This window comes from Pseudomonas sp. D3-10 (assembly GCF_051132175.1).
GTDB lineage: Bacteria > Pseudomonadota > Gammaproteobacteria > Pseudomonadales > Pseudomonadaceae > Aquipseudomonas.
This window is the reverse complement of record NZ_CP071668.1, coordinates 1,317,591-1,334,617: the sequence shown is the minus strand read 5'-3', so window position 1 is coordinate 1,334,617 and position 17,027 is coordinate 1,317,591. Positions and strand designations below refer to the sequence as shown.

Here is a 17,027-nt window from a genome sequence, read left to right as displayed (position 1 = left end):
ACCGCCTATCCCACGGATTGGTGGGGCTCAAGCCATTCGGTTTTCCGAACACGACCCAGCGGTCAGTTCGGCAAACCGGATAAACAAAAGACCAAAAAGCTGAAACAAAACATTAATTTCCTTTAAAAACAACATGATAGTGATAGGCCACTGGCCTGGCACGAGTCATGCTCTACACTCGTGGAGACGAACGCCTGTTACGCCAACACAACAGGAGCTTTCAGGCATTCGAAGCACTCAGGGCCGGTGAACCGGCCGAATACAAAAAAAACAATGTCGAGGAAACATCGATGCGCATCGTTCCCCATCTCCTGGGCGCAGCCGTTGCTGCCGCTCTGATCAGCACTCCGGTATTCGCAGCCGAACTGACCGGCACGCTGAAAAAGATCAAAGAGTCCGGCGTCATCACGCTCGGCCACCGCGACGCCTCCATTCCGTTTTCCTATATCGCGGACGCTTCCGGCAAGCCCGTCGGCTACTCCCATGACATCCAGCTGCAAGTCGTCGAAGCCCTGAAAAAAGAGCTGGACGTGCCGAACCTGCAGGTCAAGTACAACCTGGTCACCTCGCAGACCCGTATCCCACTGGTGCAGAACGGCACCGTGGACCTGGAGTGCGGCTCCACCACCAACAACGTCGAGCGTCAGCAACAAGTCGCCTTCTCGGTTGGCATCTTCGAGATCGGCACCCGGCTGCTCTCCAAGAAAGATTCCAAATACAAGGATTTCGACGATCTCAAGGGCAAGAACGTCGTGACCACCGCCGGCACCACGTCCGAGCGCATCCTCAAGGCGATGAATGCCGACAAGCAAATGGGCATGAACGTCATCTCCGCCAAGGACCACGGCGAATCCTTCCAGATGCTGGAATCGGGCCGTGCCGTCGCGTTCATGATGGATGACGCCCTGCTGGCCGGCGAAGCCGCCAAGGCCAAGAGGGCGACCGACTGGGAAGTAACCGGTACTCCCCAATCCTACGAAATCTATGGCTGCATGATGCGTAAGGGCGACGAGCCGTTCAAAAAGGTTGTCGATGACGCCATTGTCGCCAGCTACAAGTCTGGCGAGATCAACAAGATCTACGACAAATGGTTCACCCAACCTATCCCGCCTAAAAATCTGAACCTGAACTTCCCGATGAGCGACGAGCTCAAGGCTTTGATCGCCAACCCGACCGATAAAGCGGCTGACGATAAGAAATCCTGATTTCTGACTAACCTTACCTCCTGGAAGGGCGCGGCCCTTTCCAGGAGTGTGTCATTCCCTGCTGGAACCAAAGGAAACACTCGCAACGGTAAGTCGAGCCGTGAGTGTGTGCCCGATCCTCAAGATTGGGCGGGAAAGGATTTCCCCCTGCAGATACTTGTACATCGAACGATCTGAGGGGAGACCCTAATGAATTACAACTGGGACTGGGGCGTGTTCTTCAAGTCCACCGGCGTGGGCAGCGAGATTTATCTCGACTGGTACGTGGCCGGCCTGGGCTGGACCATCGCCATCGCCGTCGTCGCCTGGATCATTGCCCTGCTGCTGGGCTCGATCCTGGGTGTGATGCGTACCGTGCCGAACCGGCTGGTATCGGGCATCGCGACTTGCTACGTGGAACTCTTTCGTAACGTGCCACTGCTGGTTCAACTGTTCATCTGGTACTTCCTGGTGCCGGACCTGCTGCCCGCCGACATGCAGGAGTGGTACAAGCAGGACCTGAACCCGACCACCTCGGCCTACCTGAGCGTCGTCGTGTGCCTGGGCCTGTTCACCGCCGCGCGGGTCTGCGAACAGGTGCGCACCGGCATCCAGGCGCTGCCGCGCGGCCAGGAATCCGCTGCCCGGGCCATGGGCTTCAAACTGCCGCAGATCTATTGGAACGTGCTGCTGCCCCAGGCCTACCGGATCATCATTCCGCCGCTCACCTCGGAATTCCTCAACGTCTTCAAGAACTCCTCCGTGGCGTCGCTGATCGGCCTGATGGAGCTGCTCGCGCAGACCAAGCAGACCGCCGAATTCTCGGCCAACCTGTTCGAAGCCTTTACCCTGGCGACGCTGATCTACTTCACGTTGAACATGAGCCTGATGCTGCTCATGCGCATGGTCGAGAAGAAAGTCGCGGTGCCCGGCCTGATCTCCGTGGGGGGTAAATAATGGAATTCGACTTCACAGGCATCATCCCGGCCATTCCCGGCTTGTGGAACGGCATGGTGATGACTCTCAAACTGATGGCCCTGGGTGTCGTCGGTGGGATTATCCTGGGGACGATCCTGGCGCTGATGCGCCTGTCCCACAACAAGCTGATCTCCAACATCGCTGGCGCCTACGTCAACTATTTCCGCTCGATCCCGCTGCTGCTGGTCATCACCTGGTTCTACCTGGCGGTCCCGTTCGTGCTGCGCTGGATCACTGGCGAAGACACGCCGATCGGCGCGTTCGGCTCCTGCGTCGTGGCGTTCATGATGTTCGAGGCGGCGTACTTCTGCGAAATCGTCCGGGCCGGCGTGCAGTCGATCCCCAAGGGCCAGATGGGCGCGGCACAGGCACTGGGCATGAATTATGGCCAGGTCATGCGCCTGATCATCCTGCCCCAGGCGTTCCGCAAGATGACCCCGCTGTTGCTGCAACAGAGCATCATCCTGTTTCAGGACACCTCGCTGGTCTACACGGTCGGTCTGGTGGACTTCCTCAATGCTTCGCGAGCCAATGGCGACATCATCGGCCGCTCCAATGAGTTCCTGATCATCGCAGGTCTCGTGTACTTCACAATCAGCTTTGCCGCCTCGCTGCTGGTCAAGCGTCTGCAAAAAAGGTTCGCCGTATGATCTCTATCAAAAACATCAACAAGTGGTATGGGGACTTCCAGGTACTGACCAATTGCAGCACCGAGGTCAGCAAAGGCGAGGTTGTGGTGGTGTGCGGGCCGTCGGGTTCGGGCAAGTCCACGCTGATCAAGTGCGTGAACGCCCTTGAGCCCTTCCAGAAAGGCGACATCGTGGTCGATGGCACGTCCATCGCCGACCCGAAGACCAACCTGCCAAAACTGCGTTCGCGGGTGGGCATGGTGTTCCAGCACTTCGAACTGTTCCCGCACCTGACCATCACCGAAAACCTGACCATCGCGCAGATCAAGGTGCTGGGCCGCAGCAAGGAAGAAGCCACCAAGAAAGGCCTGCAACTGCTAGAGCGCGTCGGTCTGTCGGCCCACGCCCACAAGCACCCGGGCCAGCTCTCCGGCGGCCAGCAGCAGCGCGTGGCGATCGCCCGTGCGCTGGCGATGGACCCGGTGGTAATGCTGTTCGACGAACCGACCTCGGCGCTTGACCCGGAAATGGTCAACGAAGTGCTCGATGTGATGGTGCAACTGGCCCACGAAGGCATGACCATGATGTGCGTGACCCACGAAATGGGCTTCGCCCGCAAAGTGGCGAACCGGGTGATCTTCATGGATCAGGGCCAGATCATCGAAGACTGCCCGAAAGAAGAGTTCTTCGGCGACATCAGCGCCCGCTCCGAACGTGCACAGCATTTCCTTGAGAAGATTCTGCAGCACTAAGCATCGCCTTTTCTAGGCGCGCTTGTCCTTGTGGCGAGGGAGCTTGCTCCCGCTGGGTCGCGCAGCGGCCCTAAACCGGAAATGCAATGTCTCTGGCATACCGCATGAACCGTTTTGCGGCTGCTTTGCAGCCGAGCGGGAGCAAGCTCCCTCGCCACAGGACCGCGTTCGAAGGACGACCGCCGCCACACTGGTTGACCCAAGGCTTCTGTGATGAAATGCGACCCCACTCTTTATCGCGCCGCGCCGCCATCACTCGCCGTGAAACCCCGCCTGATCCGCCATCTGTTCCTGCCGCCGCTGGTCATTGCGTTGATGATCGGCCTGGGTTACCTCGGCTTCTGGATCAGCGAGCACTATGGCATTCGCGGCCTCGCCGAGAATGGCGAGCGTCAGTTGGAGCTGCACGCCCGCGCGGTGGAGAGCGAAATCAGCAAATACACCTATTTGCCCAGCCTGCTGGAACTTGAATCCAGCGTCTCGAAATTGCTCGACGACCCGACGCCCGAGCATCGCAAGACCGTCAACGAATACCTTGAGGGCCTGAACCGGCGCAGTCGCAGCCGGGCCATCTACGTCATGGACACCACCGGCCGCGTCATGGCCACCAGCAACTGGCGCGACGTCGACAGCTACCTGGGGGAAGACTTGTCTTTCCGCGCCTATTTCCAGAACGCCGTGCGCGGCCAGCCGGGGCGCTTCTATGGCATCGGCAGCACCAGCGGCGAACCCGGTTATTACCTGGCCCATGGCCTGGAGCAACAAGGCAAGATCATCGGCGTGGCCGTGGTCAAGGTCCGCCTCGAAGCCATGGAGGAGCGCTGGCAGCGGGCCCGCCTGGAAGCCTTCGTCAGCGATGAGAACGGCATCATCATCCTCTCCAGTGATCCGGCGCGGCGGCTCAAATCGGTGCGTCCGCTGAGCGACGAAACCAAGGAGCGCCTGGCCCGCAGCCTGCAATATTACTGGTTCCCGCTCAACGAGCTGATCCCTCTGGCGCGGGAACGGCTGGCCGAGGGCATGGAGAAGCTGACTTTCCCCGCCAACACCGAAATCGCGGCTGACCAGCGCGCCACCAGCTACCTTTCCCAGACCCGGCCGCTGAGCGACACACCGTGGAATTTCACGTTACTGACCCCGCTCGAAGACCTGCGCCGCCAAGCGATCAACCAAGGCATTCTGGTGGCCGTGGCGTTTGCCCTGGTGGCTTTCCTGCTGATCGCCTGGAACGAACGTCGCAAAGTCATCGCCACCCGCCTCGCCGCTCGCGAAGCGTTGCAAGAGGCCAACAATCAGCTCGAACGTCGGATTACCGAACGCACCACCGACCTGCGGGCCAGCAACGAACGGCTCAAGGGCCAGATCCGCGAACGACGGCAGGCCGAAGAGACCTTGCGGCGCGCCCAGGACGAACTGGTGCAAGCCGGCAAGCTGGCGGCCATCGGCCAGATGTCCACCAGCATCGCCCATGAACTCAACCAGCCTTTGGCCGCCCTGCGCACCCTGTCGGGCAATACCGTGCGCTTTTTGGAAAGGGGCCAGCTGGATATCGCCAGCGCCAATCTCAGGACCATCAACGACCTGATCGATCGCATGGGTCGGATCACCGCCAGCCTGCGCGCCTTCGCCCGGCGCGGCGACGACAAGGGCCGGGCGAGCCTGGGCAAGGCTGTCGGGGCCGCGCTGCAATTGCTGGGCGCGCGCCTTGAAAAACTCGACATCCAGATCCACACGGCATTCGAAGACGTTCAGGTCCAGATCGACCAGACGCGCCTGGAACAGATCCTGGTGAACCTGATCGGCAATGCCCTTGACGCCATGCAGCTGCAACCCGCGCCGAAGCTGTGGCTCGAAGGCCAAGGCAGCGATGGCAAGTATCGTCTGCGGGTGCGGGATAATGGCCACGGCATCGACCCGGAGGCTCGCAAGCATCTGTTCGAACCGTTCTTCACCACCAAACCCGGCGAACAAGGCCTGGGCCTTGGCTTGACGCTTTCGGCAAGCCTGTGTGCCGCCGCCGGCGGACATTTGGGAGTCGAGCATCCGGAGGATGGTGGCACCACGTTTATCCTCAGTTTACCGTTGGTAAGCCTTTTACCTGCCGAGCCGCTATGAACAACGACCTGAGCGTATTGATCGTCGAAGACGACCCCCACGTCCTGCTGGGCTGCCAGCAGGCCTTGAGCCTGGAAGATATTCCCTGCATTGGCGTGGGCAGCGCCGAAGAGGCCCTTGAGCGGGTCGGCGATGATTTTGCCGGCATCGTCATCAGCGACATCCGCCTGCCGGGCATCGACGGCCTGGAACTGCTGACCCGCCTCAAGGCCCGGGACCGCAGCCTGCCGGTGGTGTTGATCACCGGCCACGGCGATATTTCCATGGCCGTAGGCGCGATGCAGAAAGGCGCCTACGATTTCATGGAAAAACCGTTCTCCCCCGAGCGCCTGGTGGACGTTGCACGCCGCGCCCTGGAACAGCGCAGCCTGGCCCGGGAAGTTTCTTCGCTGCGCAGGCAACTGGCCGAGCGTGATTCCCTGGAAGGCCGCATCATCGGCCGCTCGCCGGCCATGCAACACCTGCGCGAGCTGATCGCCAACGTCGCCGACACCTCGGCCAACGTGTTGATCGAAGGCGAAACCGGCACCGGCAAGGAATTGGTCGCCCGTTGCCTGCATGATTTCAGCCGGCGCCACGACAAGCAGTTCGTCGCGCTGAACTGCGGTGGCCTGCCGGAGAACCTGTTTGAAAGCGAGATTTTCGGCCACGAGGCCAACGCTTTCACTGGCGCGGGTAAGCGCCGGATCGGCAAGATCGAGCACGCCGATGGCGGTACGCTGTTTCTCGATGAAGTAGAGAGCATGCCCCTGCCCTTGCAGATCAAGCTATTGCGCGTGTTGCAGGAACGCACCCTCGAACGCCTGGGGTCGAACCAGAGCGTGGCCGTGGATTGTCGAGTGATTGCCGCCACCAAGTCCGACCTGGACGAAATGGGTCGGACCGGGCAGTTCCGCAGCGACCTGTATTACCGCCTCAATGTGGTGACGCTGGAGCTGCCGCCCCTGCGGGAGCGGCGCGAAGACATCCTGCAACTGTTCGAACATTTTCTCCAGCAATCGTCCCTGCGCTTCGACCGTACCGTGCCGGAGCTGGACAACCACACTCTGTCGAACCTGATGAGCCACGATTGGCCGGGCAACGTGCGCGAGCTGCGCAACGTCGCCGAACGTTACGCCCTGGGCTTGCCGGCGTTCAAGAAAGCCGGCACCAGCACCGGCAGCCAAGGCCTGGCCTTCGCCGAAGCGGTTGAAGCCTTCGAGCGCAACCTGCTGGTGGATGCGTTGCAACGCAGCGGCGGCAACCTGACCCAGGCCAGCCAGGAACTGGGCATGGCCAAGACCACGCTCTTCGACAAAGTCAAAAAATATGGCCTGAGCCACTGACCTGGGACATGAACCTGTGGATCTTATTTTCAAGGCCGCGCTCGGCGCAGCCGTTGTCGTCATCCTGGCGATGCTCGCCAAGACCAAGAACTATTACATCGCCGGGCTGGTGCCGCTGTTTCCGACCTTTGCGCTGATTGCCCACTACATCGTCGGCAAGGGCCGCTCGGTGGATGACCTGAAGACCACCATCGTGTTCGGCATGTGGTCGATCATTCCGTATTTCGTCTATCTCGCGACGCTGTACGTGATGGTCGACCGGATGCGCCTCGAAGCGTCATTGGCCGTGGCTGCCGTCGCCTGGTTGATGGCGGCGACGGTGCTGGTCAGTGTCTGGGTGAGGATCCACGGGTGATTCGCTGCACGGATCGATGGCTCAATAGCCGACAGTGAACCGCGTCCGCGAAAACTGCGGCGCCTGGACCTCATCGATCATCGCAATGGCGTAGTCGGCGAAGCCGATCCAACTGCGCCCGGCGTTATCGAACAGCAAGTGATCCTTGCCGACGCGGAACTGGCCGGTGCGTTCGGTTTCGACGAACTCCGCCGAGGGCGAAAGGAAGGTCCAATCGAGGTCCTGCTCCTTGCCCAACACGTCCAGGAACAACGCTCCGGCCGTGGCTTCGGCCAGGTATTCCTCCGGGAAGCCCTTGCTGTCGATCACGCGGCTGTTATCCGGCAACAACAACGAACCGGCACCGCCCACAACCAGCAGGCGCTTGACTCCGGCGGCCTTCACCGGTGCGACAACCTTGTCGGCTGGCACCGTGGCGAAATGCGCAGCACTGATGACCACGTCGTGGCCTGCTACCGCTGCGGTCAGTGCCTCGCTGTCCAGTACGTCCAACTGCTTGCTGACCACTCCCGCCCGTGTGCCGATTTTTCCGGTGTTGCGGGCAATGGCCGTCACGCTGTGACCACGGCGCAAGGCTTCTTCCAGCAATTGGCTGCCGGCCCGGCCTGTAGCGCCGATGATTGCGATGGTGCTCATGGGATTCTCCTATGGTTATTCGTAGTGATTACTTCAACGCGTTCTAGAACCATGAACACGTTCGTGGCGAGGGAGCTTGCTCCCGCTGGGCTGCGCAGCAGACCCAGTATTTTTGCGACTGCTTCGCAGCCGAGCGGGAGCAAGCTCCCTCGCCACAAAAGCGTCCAGATCAAAGTTCGGGTTTCACCACCTCATTTCGCCCTTCGCCACCTTGGCGCTCAGCTCCAGGGAACTGTCCTCCCCCAGCTGTGGATAGCGTAGTTTCATGGCGGCGATCAGTGCGGCGGAATTCTTGGCCTTGGCGGTTTCTTCGTCGAAGGCCTTGATGTAATCGGCGGTGAAGCGCACTGGCGCCAGGGAACGAGCGCTTTCGCCCAGGTAATGGCCGGGGATCACGGTGGTCGGTTGCAGCTTTTGGATGTTATCCAGCGTCGCCAGCCAATCCTGGTGGGATTGCGGCGTCTGGGTATCGGCCATCCAGACGTGAATGTTCTCCGCCACCACCACACCTCCCACCACCGCCTTGATCGACGGAATCCACACGAAACTGCGGTCCGGCTGAGGGCCGTCAAGGCCGATGACCTGCAAGCGCTTGCCTTCCAGCGTCAAACTGTCGCCCTTGAGCACTTGGGGCACCAGCGTCTTTGACGGCGCGTCGGTCTTCAGGATCGGCCCCCAATATTTCAACTTGCCATCGGCAGTGGCCTTGATGTGCTCCACGGTTGGCGCGGATGCGAGGACTTTGGCTTCCGGGAAAGCGGCTACCAGGGTTTGCAGGCCAAAATAGTAGTCGGGGTCGCCGTGGCTGATGTAGATCGTGGTCAACCGCTTGCCACTGGCGCGGATTTTTTCCACGACCTGCTCGGCCTGGGTTTTGCCAAATTGGGCGTCCACCAGGATCGCCTCTTTTTCACCGCTGACCAATACCGAAGTCACCGGGAAAATCGCCGCCGCGCCGGGGTTGTAGACGTCGAGCGTCAAGTCGGCGGCCCAGGCCTGGGCCGTGATGGCCAGCGCTGCGGTCGCCAGCGACAAGCGTTTTAGAAGAGTGAAACCGGTCATGAGGTGCTCCGTTGTGCAATGGCCCGCAAGGGAATGAACGGAGCTTAGTTGCCAGACTCAGTACAAAAAATGCGATGCTGGGACATAGTTTGTTTCTAAAATCGGGCAGATCATGGATCGTCTACAAGCAATGCGAGTGTTCGTCACCGTGGTGGACCTGGGCAGCCAGTCGGCGGCGGCCGAGCACTTGGACCTGTCGCGGCCGGTGGTATCGCGCTATCTGGCGGAGCTGGAAGATTGGGTCGGTGCCCGGCTGATGCACCGCACCACGCGCAAGCTGAGCCTGACGGCCGCAGGCACGGAGACCCTGCCCCGCTGCCGGCAGATGCTGGAGCTGTGCGGCGACATGCAAGCGGCCGTCAGCACGCCCGAAGACGCGCCACGGGGCATGCTGCGCATCAGCGCCAGCCCCTCGTTCGGCCAGTCGCAATTGGCGAGTGCGATGGCCGAATACGTCCAGCGCTACCCGGGCGTGAGCGTTGACCTGCAAATGCTCGATCGCACCGTCAACCTGGTGGACGAACGCATCGACCTGGCGATCCGCATGAGCAACGATCTCGATCCGAACCTGATCGCCCGGCGTCTCACGGTATGCCGTTCGGTCATCTGCGCCTCCCCCCGCTACCTGCGCGAACATTCGACACCGCAACGGGTGGAAGACCTGAGCCAGCACAACTGCCTGACCCATTCCTACGTAGGCAAAAGCCTCTGGCATTTCGAGCAGGACGGCGAACAGCTGTCGGTGCCGGTGCAGGGCAACATCAGCGCCAACGAAGCCAGCACCTTGCTCCAGGCAACGATAGCCGGCGCCGGTGTGGCGATGCTGCCCAGCTACCAGGTCGGCCCTCATATCCAGAACGGCGAACTGGTGCGCCTGCTGCCCCACGCCGAACCGCGCCGGATGAACATGTATGCGGTGTATGCCTCACGCAAGCACATGCCCTCGGCGTTGCGCAGCCTGCTGGATTTTCTGGTGCTCAGGTTTCCCGAAACACCTGAATGGGATGTGGGGTTGTAGCTACCTCTGCGGGAACCTTTGTGGGAGCGAGCTTGCTCGCGATAGCGGTGTATCAGTCAATAAAAGGGTGGCTGACACTCAGCCATCGCGAGCAAGCTCGCTCCCACAAGGGATCTCTGTACAGCCTTAAGCCTTGCGCCAGTATTTCACCATTAGCCCGCCCCAAGGCATACTTGCCACCCTCCGCATTCCAGAACCCAAAGCCGCCCCATGCGTATCCACGTCAGTTTCATCGACCGCGTCGGCATCACCCAGGAAGTCCTGGCCTTGCTTGGTGGGCGCAATCTCAACCTGGATGCGGTGGAAATGGTCCCGCCCAACGTCTACATCGACGCCCCGACTCTCAGCCCACAGGTGCTGGATGAGTTGCGCGAGGCGCTGTTCAGCGTGCGCGGCGTGCAGGCGGTCACGGTGGTGGACATCCTGCCGGGCCAGCGCCGGCACTTGCAGCTCGATGCCTTGCTCGCCGCCATGACCGACCCGGTGCTCGCCCTGGACAGCGCCGGCAAGGTGTTGCTCGCCAACCCGGCGCTGATCGCCCTGTACGGTCGCGAACCGGCCGGGGAAAGCGTCGCGGAGCTGTTCGATGACGCGGCGCTGCTGGATGCGCTGTTGGAAAACGGTTTTCGCTTGCCGCTGCGGGAAATCACCGTCAACGGCCAGACGCTGCTCCTCGACGCCACGCCCATCACCGATGCCGGGGCGCTGCTGACGCTTTATCAGCCCAACCGTATCGGCGAACGCCTGTCGGCGTTGCACCACGATCACGCCGAAGGCTTCGACGCGCTGCTGGGAGAATCCCCGGCGATCCGCACCCTCAAGGCCCGCGCCCAACGGGTCGCGGCCCTGGATGCACCGCTGCTGATCCAAGGCGAGACGGGCACCGGCAAGGAACTGGTGGCCCGCGCCTGCCACGCCATCAGTGCCCGACACAGCGCACCGTTCCTGGCCCTCAACTGTGCGGCACTGCCAGAAAACCTGGCCGAAAGTGAACTGTTCGGCTACGCCCCAGGCGCCTTCACTGGCGCGCAACGGGGCGGCAAGCCCGGGCTGATGGAGCTGGCGAACCAGGGCACGGTATTCCTCGATGAAATCGGCGAAATGTCGCCGTACTTGCAAGCCAAGCTGCTGCGTTTCCTGAACGATGGCAGCTTCCGGCGGGTCGGCGGCGACCGGGAAATCAAGGTCAACGTGCGGATTCTCAGCGCGACCCACCGTAACCTGGAGAAAATGGTCAACGAAGGCTCGTTCCGCGAAGACTTGTTCTATCGCTTGAACGTGCTCAATGTCGAAGTCCCGCCGCTGCGTGAACGCGGCCAGGACATCCTGCTGCTGGCGCGGTATTTCATGCAGCAGGCCTGCGCGCAGATCCAGCGCCCGGTCTGCCGCCTGGCCCCTGGCACTTACCCGGCCTTGCTGGGCAACCGCTGGCCGGGCAACGTGCGGCAATTGCAGAACGTGATCTTCCGCGCCGCCGCCATCTGCGAAAGCAGCCTCGTGGATATCGGCGACCTGGACATCGCCGGCACCTCCGTGGCGCGTCAGGGCGACGTCGAAGTCGAAAGCCTGGAGCAGGCGGTGGAAAGCTTCGAGAAGCACCTGCTCGAAAGCCTCTACGCCAATTACCCTTCTACTCGCCAGCTCGCCAGCCGACTGCAGACCTCCCATACCGCAATTGCCCATCGGTTGCGCAAGTACGGGATTTCCGGGAAGCCGTAGCTTTACTCGGCTACCTGTGGGAGCGAGCCTGCTCGCGAAAGCGGTATATCAGCCAACATCATTATTGACTGAAAAACTGCTTTCGCGAGCAGGCTCGCTCCCACATTGGTCTGAGGCGTATTTGAAAGTTAGTCAAAAACGACCTCCATCTGTACTGAAAGCGCTACAGCGGAACGATATCGCTACACCCCGCGCTGACCTGCTCTGCGCAACGCTTTGATCCCGCAACGATTTTTTCCAGGCGCCTAGCTGTAGCGTTTTCGCTACATCTTGTAATAGCGAGCGCGCTGGAAAACCATCCAATACATTGATAAACAAAGACTTTTAAACATTGGCCACGTTCTTGCTAAGGGTTTAACCATTCGGCCGGGCCAAGCCCCGCGCCTTTCTTCGCGTCCACCAGACGAGTCTGGCCCCAGGAGTTTCCATGAGCGAGTTGCGTTTCACTGAAGATCACGAATGGCTGCGCGCCGAAGCCGACGGCAGCGTCACCGTAGGCATTACCGCTTTCGCGCAGAACGCGTTGGGCGACGTGGTTTTTGTGCAACTGCCTGAATTGCAGGCCTACGCCAAAGGCGACGAGGCCTCCACCGTTGAGTCCGTCAAGGCCGCCAGCGGTGTGTACATGCCACTGGACGGTGAAGTGCTGGAAGTGAATGAAAAACTCGGCGACAGCCCGGAGCTGGTCAACGAAGATCCGATGGGCGAAGGCTGGTTCTTCCGTTTTAAACCGACCGACGCCGATGCAGTGGCTAAGCTGTTGGATCAAGACGCCTACGACCGCCTGATCAAAGCCAACGCCGAAGCCTGAGGAGCGCACCATGACCGTTAATCTCGGCACCGCCAACGAATTCATCGCCCGCCACATCGGCCCGCGTGCAGGCGACGAGCAAGCCATGCTCGAACGCCTGGGCTACGACTCCCTGGAAGCCCTGAGCGCCAGCGTGATCCCGGAAAGCATCAAAGGCACCAGCGTCCTGGACATGGGCGACGGCCAGAGCGAAGCCGATGCACTGGCCTCGATCAAGGCCATCGCCGGCAAGAACCAACTGTTCAAGACCTACATCGGCCAGGGCTACTACAACTGCCATACGCCGGCACCGATCCTGCGCAACCTGCTGGAAAATCCGGCCTGGTACACCGCCTACACCCCTTACCAGCCGGAAATCTCCCAGGGCCGTCTCGAAGCACTGCTGAACTTCCAGACCTTGATCAGCGACCTCACCGGCCTGCCGATCGCCAACGCCTCCCTGCTGGACGAAGCCACCGCCGCCGCCGAAGCCATGACCTTCTGCAAGCGCTTGAGCAAGAACAAGGGCAGCAATGCGTTCTTCGCCTCCGTGCACAGCCACCCGCAGACCCTCGATGTGCTGCGCACCCGTGCCGAGCCCCTGGGCATCGACGTGGTCGTGGGCGACGAGCGCGAACTGAGCGACGTCAGCAGCTTCTTCGGCGCACTCTTGCAGTACCCGGCCAGCAATGGCGACCTGTTCGACTACCGCGAGCTGACCGAACGCTTCCACGCGGCCAATGCCCTGGTGGCCGTGGCCGCCGACCTGCTGGCCCTGGCCCTGCTGACCCCTCCGGGCGAGTTCGGTGCCGACGTTGCCATCGGCAGCGCCCAGCGCTTCGGCGTTCCCCTGGGTTTCGGCGGTCCGCACGCGGCCTTTTTCTCCACCAAGGATGCGTTCAAGCGCGACATGCCGGGCCGGCTGGTCGGCGTTTCCGTGGACCGTTTCGGCAAGCCGGCCCTGCGCCTGGCGATGCAGACCCGCGAGCAACACATCCGCCGCGAGAAAGCCACCAGCAACATCTGCACCGCCCAAGTTCTGCTCGCCAACATCGCCAGCATGTACGCTGTGTACCACGGTCCCAAGGGCCTGGTGCAAATTGCCAACCGCATCCATCACCTGACCGCGATCCTTGCCAAGGGGCTGGGCGCGCTGGGTCTGAAAGTCGAGCAAGAAAGCTTCTTCGACACCCTGACGCTGCACACTGGCGCGCAAACCGCCGCGCTGCACGACAAGGCCCGCGCCCAGCGCATCAACCTGCGTGCAGTGGACGCCGAACGCCTGGGCCTGTCCCTGGACGAAACCACCAACCAGGCTGACATCGAAGCACTGTGGAGCCTGTTGGCCGACGGCAAGCCTCTGCCGGACTTCACCGCACTGGCTACCAGCATGCAAAGCCGCATCCCGGCCGAGCTGGTGCGCCAATCGGCGATCCTCAGCCACCCGGTGTTCAACCGCTACCACTCCGAAACCGAGCTGATGCGCTACCTGCGCAAGCTCGCCGACAAGGACCTGGCGCTGGATCGCACCATGATCCCGCTGGGTTCCTGCACCATGAAACTCAACGCCGCCAGCGAAATGATCCCGGTGACCTGGGCAGAGTTCGGCGCCCTGCATCCGTTCGCCCCGGCCGAGCAAAGCGCCGGCTATCAGCAACTGACCGACGAGCTCGAAGCCATGCTCTGCGCCGCCACCGGCTATGACGCGGTTTCGCTGCAACCCAACGCCGGTTCCCAGGGCGAATACGCCGGCCTGCTGGCGATCCGCGCCTATCACCAGAGCCGTGGCGAAGACCGTCGCGACATCTGCCTGATCCCGTCTTCGGCCCACGGCACCAACCCGGCCACCGCCAACATGGCCGGCATGCGCGTGGTCGTGACCGCCTGCGATGCCCGTGGCAACGTCGACATCGAAGACCTGCGGGCCAAGGCCATCGAGCACCGCGAGCACCTCGCCGCGCTGATGATCACCTACCCGTCCACCCACGGCGTGTTCGAGGAAGGCATCCGCGAGATTTGCGGCATCATTCATGACAACGGCGGCCAGGTGTACATCGACGGCGCCAACATGAACGCGATGGTCGGCCTCTGCGCCCCAGGCAAATTCGGCGGCGACGTCTCGCACCTGAACCTGCACAAGACCTTCTGCATTCCCCACGGCGGTGGCGGCCCGGGCGTCGGCCCGATTGGCGTCAAGTCGCACCTGGCGCCGTTCCTGCCGGGCCACGCCAACATGGAACGCAAGGAAGGCGCGGTGTGCGCGGCGCCGTTCGGCAGTGCGAGCATCCTGCCGATCACCTGGATGTACATCCGCATGATGGGCGGCGCGGGCCTCAAGCGCGCTTCACAGCTGGCGATTCTCAACGCCAACTACATCGCCCGTCGCCTGGAAGAGCATTATCCGGTGCTCTACTCCGGCAGCAACGGCCTGGTGGCCCACGAATGCATCCTCGACCTGCGCCCGCTCAAGGACAGCAGCGGCATCAGTGTCGATGACGTGGCCAAGCGCCTGATCGACTTCGGTTTCCACGCCCCGACCATGTCGTTCCCGGTGGCCGGCACGTTGATGATCGAGCCGACCGAAAGCGAATCCAAGGAAGAGCTGGACCGCTTCTGCGACGCCATGATCTGCATCCGCGAAGAAATCCGCGCGGTGGAAAACGGCAGCCTCGACAAAGACGACAACCCGCTGAAGAACGCCCCGCACACCGCGGCGGAACTCGTCGGCGACTGGACTCACCCCTACAGCCGCGAGCAGGCGGTGTACCCGGTGGCGTCGTTGATCGAAGGCAAATACTGGCCGCCAGTCGGTCGGGTCGACAACGTGTTCGGCGACCGCAACCTGGTCTGCGCCTGCCCGTCGATCGAAAGCTACGCTTAAGGTAAGTGGAGGGCGGTCCATCCGCCCTCCGAATCTTCCCCTGTGGGAGCGAGCTTGCTCGCGATAGCGTACTGTCAGTCGTCACTTGAGTGACTGTCACACCGCTATCGCGAGCAAGCTCGCTCCCACTAGGGCCTGAGTCACATCTTCAAAGTCGATCCCATAAAAAGAAACCGGAGAAACACCATGTCGTTAAGCGTGTTCGACCTGTTCAAGATCGGCATCGGTCCTTCCAGCTCCCACACGGTCGGTCCGATGCGTGCCGCGGCCCGTTTCGTCGAAGGGTTGCGTCGTGATGAGTTGCTCAATACCACTGCCAGCGTCAAAGTCGAGCTGTACGGCTCGCTCGGTGCCACCGGCAAGGGCCACGGCAGTGACAAGGCCGTGCTGCTGGGCCTGGAAGGCGAGCATCCGGACACCGTGGACACCGAAACAGTGACCGCCCGGCTCCAGGAGATCCGCAGCAGCGGTCGCCTGAACCTGCTCGGCGAGCACACCATCGAATTCAACGAAAAACTGCACCTGGCGATGATCCGCAAACCGTTGGCCTACCACCCCAACGGCATGATCTTCCGCGCCTTCGACGCCGCCGGCCTGCAAGTGCGCAGCCGCGAGTACTACTCGGTAGGCGGCGGCTTCGTCGTGGATGAAGACGCCGCCGGCGCCGACCGTATCGTCGAAGATGCCACGCCCCTGACCTTCCCGTTCAAGAGCGCAAAAGATCTGCTGGCCCACTGCAGCACCTACGGTCTGTCCATCAGCCAGGTCATGCTGACCAACGAAAGCGCCTGGCGCCCCGAAGCCGAGACCCGCGCCGGCCTGCTGAAGATCTGGCAGGTCATGCAGGATTGCGTGGCGGCGGGCTGTCGCAACGAGGGGATCTTGCCGGGCGGCCTCAAGGTCAAGCGCCGGGCTGCGGCGTTGCATCGCCAGTTGTGCAAGAACCCTGAAGCGGCCTTGCGCGATCCGCTGTCCGTGCTGGACTGGGTCAACCTGTATGCCTTGGCCGTCAACGAAGAAAACGCCTTCGGCGGCCGTGTCGTCACCGCGCCCACCAACGGTGCGGCGGGCATCATTCCGGCCGTGCTCCACTACTACATGCGCTTCATTCCCGGGGCCAACGAAGATGGCGTGGTGCGATTCCTGCTGACCGCCGCCGCCATCGGCATCCTCTACAAGGAAAACGCCTCCATCTCCGGTGCTGAAGTTGGCTGCCAGGGTGAAGTTGGCGTGGCCTGCTCCATGGCCGCCGGTGCGCTTTGCGAAGTGCTGGGCGGTACCGTGCAACAAGTGGAAAACGCCGCCGAAATCGGCATGGAACACAACCTCGGGCTCACCTGCGACCCCATCGGTGGCCTCGTCCAGGTGCCCTGCATCGAACGCAATGCCATGGGCTCGGTAAAGGCCATCAATGCGGTGCGCATGGCCATGCGCGGCGATGGTCATCACTTCGTCTCCCTCGACAAAGTCATCCGCACCATGCGCCAGACCGGCGCCGACATGAAAAGCAAATACAAGGAGACCGCCCGCGGCGGTCTGGCGGTCAACATCATCGAATGCTGATGCGTGCCCCTTTCATTTTC

General features: G+C 61.8%; 14 protein-coding genes. 12 read left to right on the top strand and 2 right to left on the bottom strand.

The window, feature by feature from the left end:
• The first annotated feature begins 290 nt into the window (after positions 1–290).
• The 7 genes from J3P90_RS05805 (at position 291) to J3P90_RS05775 (ending at position 7,338) form a co-directional block, all read left to right on the top strand.
• Complete coding sequence (locus J3P90_RS05805; RefSeq protein ID WP_420765237.1) at positions 291–1,205, top strand: glutamate/aspartate ABC transporter substrate-binding protein; 915 nt, start codon at positions 291–293, stop codon at positions 1,203–1,205.
• Positions 1,206–1,394: 189 nt separating this feature from the next.
• Entirely contained in the window at positions 1,395–2,141 is a 747-nt protein-coding gene (locus J3P90_RS05800) for an amino acid ABC transporter permease (RefSeq protein WP_053124568.1), read from the top strand.
• Positions 2,141–2,812 (top strand): amino acid ABC transporter permease, encoded by a 672-nt coding sequence (locus J3P90_RS05795; RefSeq protein WP_030140772.1) that lies wholly within the window; start codon positions 2,141–2,143, stop codon positions 2,810–2,812. Before J3P90_RS05800 ends, J3P90_RS05795 begins: the two co-directional genes overlap by 1 nt.
• Complete coding sequence (locus J3P90_RS05790; protein WP_018614195.1) at positions 2,809–3,543, top strand: amino acid ABC transporter ATP-binding protein; 735 nt, start codon at positions 2,809–2,811, stop codon at positions 3,541–3,543. Before J3P90_RS05795 ends, J3P90_RS05790 begins: the two co-directional genes overlap by 4 nt.
• Positions 3,544–3,756: 213 nt before the next feature.
• On the top strand, positions 3,757–5,658 hold the full coding sequence (locus J3P90_RS05785; RefSeq protein ID WP_434560307.1) for a sensor histidine kinase: 1,902 nt from the start codon (positions 3,757–3,759) through the stop codon (positions 5,656–5,658).
• A gap of 44 nt (positions 5,659–5,702) precedes the next feature.
• Entirely contained in the window at positions 5,703–6,983 is a 1,281-nt protein-coding gene (locus J3P90_RS05780) for a sigma-54-dependent transcriptional regulator (RefSeq protein WP_434676546.1), read from the top strand.
• Positions 6,984–7,008: 25 nt separating this feature from the next.
• Positions 7,009–7,338: a GlpM family protein gene (locus J3P90_RS05775; protein WP_212800569.1), complete on the top strand. Its 330-nt coding sequence runs from the start codon at positions 7,009–7,011 to the stop codon at positions 7,336–7,338.
• Between the two features lie 21 nt (positions 7,339–7,359).
• Here the strand turns inward: J3P90_RS05775 and J3P90_RS05770 are convergent, their stop codons facing one another.
• The gene (locus J3P90_RS05770; protein WP_420765240.1) at positions 7,360–7,974 is read right to left on the bottom strand and encodes an NAD(P)-dependent oxidoreductase; all 615 of its coding nucleotides are present in this window, start codon (positions 7,972–7,974) and stop codon (positions 7,360–7,362) included.
• A gap of 183 nt (positions 7,975–8,157) precedes the next feature.
• Complete coding sequence (locus J3P90_RS05765) at positions 8,158–9,036, bottom strand: MBL fold metallo-hydrolase (RefSeq protein WP_434675962.1); 879 nt, start codon at positions 9,034–9,036, stop codon at positions 8,158–8,160.
• A gap of 112 nt (positions 9,037–9,148) precedes the next feature.
• Between J3P90_RS05765 and J3P90_RS05760 the strand changes: the two genes are divergently transcribed.
• From J3P90_RS05760 to J3P90_RS05740, 5 genes are all read left to right on the top strand, one after another.
• A complete protein-coding gene (locus tag J3P90_RS05760; protein WP_420765242.1) occupies positions 9,149–10,054 on the top strand; it encodes a LysR family transcriptional regulator in 906 nt (301 codons plus the stop codon).
• Positions 10,055–10,264: 210 nt separating this feature from the next.
• Positions 10,265–11,773 carry a sigma-54-dependent transcriptional regulator gene (locus J3P90_RS05755; protein ID WP_420765243.1) on the top strand — a complete coding sequence of 503 codons (1,509 nt, stop codon included), beginning with the start codon at positions 10,265–10,267 and terminating at the stop codon, positions 11,771–11,773.
• A gap of 427 nt (positions 11,774–12,200) precedes the next feature.
• Positions 12,201–12,584 (top strand): glycine cleavage system protein GcvH, encoded by a 384-nt coding sequence (gene gcvH, locus J3P90_RS05750; RefSeq protein ID WP_434675961.1) that lies wholly within the window; start codon positions 12,201–12,203, stop codon positions 12,582–12,584.
• A 10-nt stretch (positions 12,585–12,594) separates the two neighbouring features.
• Complete coding sequence (gene gcvP / locus J3P90_RS05745; protein ID WP_434675960.1) at positions 12,595–15,444, top strand: aminomethyl-transferring glycine dehydrogenase; 2,850 nt, start codon at positions 12,595–12,597, stop codon at positions 15,442–15,444.
• A 186-nt stretch (positions 15,445–15,630) separates the two neighbouring features.
• Positions 15,631–17,007, top strand: a complete 1,377-nt coding sequence (locus J3P90_RS05740) for an L-serine ammonia-lyase (RefSeq protein ID WP_434607430.1) — start codon at positions 15,631–15,633, stop codon at positions 17,005–17,007.
• Positions 17,008–17,027: the final 20 nt, after the last annotated feature.

Bases quoted from the DNA above. Each gene is read 5' to 3' on its own strand.
- J3P90_RS05805 (WP_420765237.1), top strand. From the start codon at position 291: ATGCGCATCGTTCCCCATCTCCTGGGCGCAGCCGTTGCTGCCGCTCTG.
- J3P90_RS05800 (WP_053124568.1), top strand. From the start codon at position 1,395: ATGAATTACAACTGGGACTGGGGCGTGTTCTTCAAGTCCACCGGCGTG.
- J3P90_RS05795 (WP_030140772.1), top strand. From the start codon at position 2,141: ATGGAATTCGACTTCACAGGCATCATCCCGGCCATTCCCGGCTTGTGG.
- J3P90_RS05790 (WP_018614195.1), top strand. From the start codon at position 2,809: ATGATCTCTATCAAAAACATCAACAAGTGGTATGGGGACTTCCAGGTA.
- J3P90_RS05785 (WP_434560307.1), top strand. From the start codon at position 3,757: ATGAAATGCGACCCCACTCTTTATCGCGCCGCGCCGCCATCACTCGCC.
- J3P90_RS05770 (WP_420765240.1), bottom strand. From the start codon at position 7,974: ATGAGCACCATCGCAATCATCGGCGCTACAGGCCGGGCCGGCAGCCAA.
- J3P90_RS05765 (WP_434675962.1), bottom strand. From the start codon at position 9,036: ATGACCGGTTTCACTCTTCTAAAACGCTTGTCGCTGGCGACCGCAGCG.
- J3P90_RS05760 (WP_420765242.1), top strand. From the start codon at position 9,149: ATGGATCGTCTACAAGCAATGCGAGTGTTCGTCACCGTGGTGGACCTG.
- J3P90_RS05755 (WP_420765243.1), top strand. From the start codon at position 10,265: ATGCGTATCCACGTCAGTTTCATCGACCGCGTCGGCATCACCCAGGAA.
- gcvH (WP_434675961.1), top strand. From the start codon at position 12,201: ATGAGCGAGTTGCGTTTCACTGAAGATCACGAATGGCTGCGCGCCGAA.
- gcvP (WP_434675960.1), top strand. From the start codon at position 12,595: ATGACCGTTAATCTCGGCACCGCCAACGAATTCATCGCCCGCCACATC.
- J3P90_RS05740 (WP_434607430.1), top strand. From the start codon at position 15,631: ATGTCGTTAAGCGTGTTCGACCTGTTCAAGATCGGCATCGGTCCTTCC.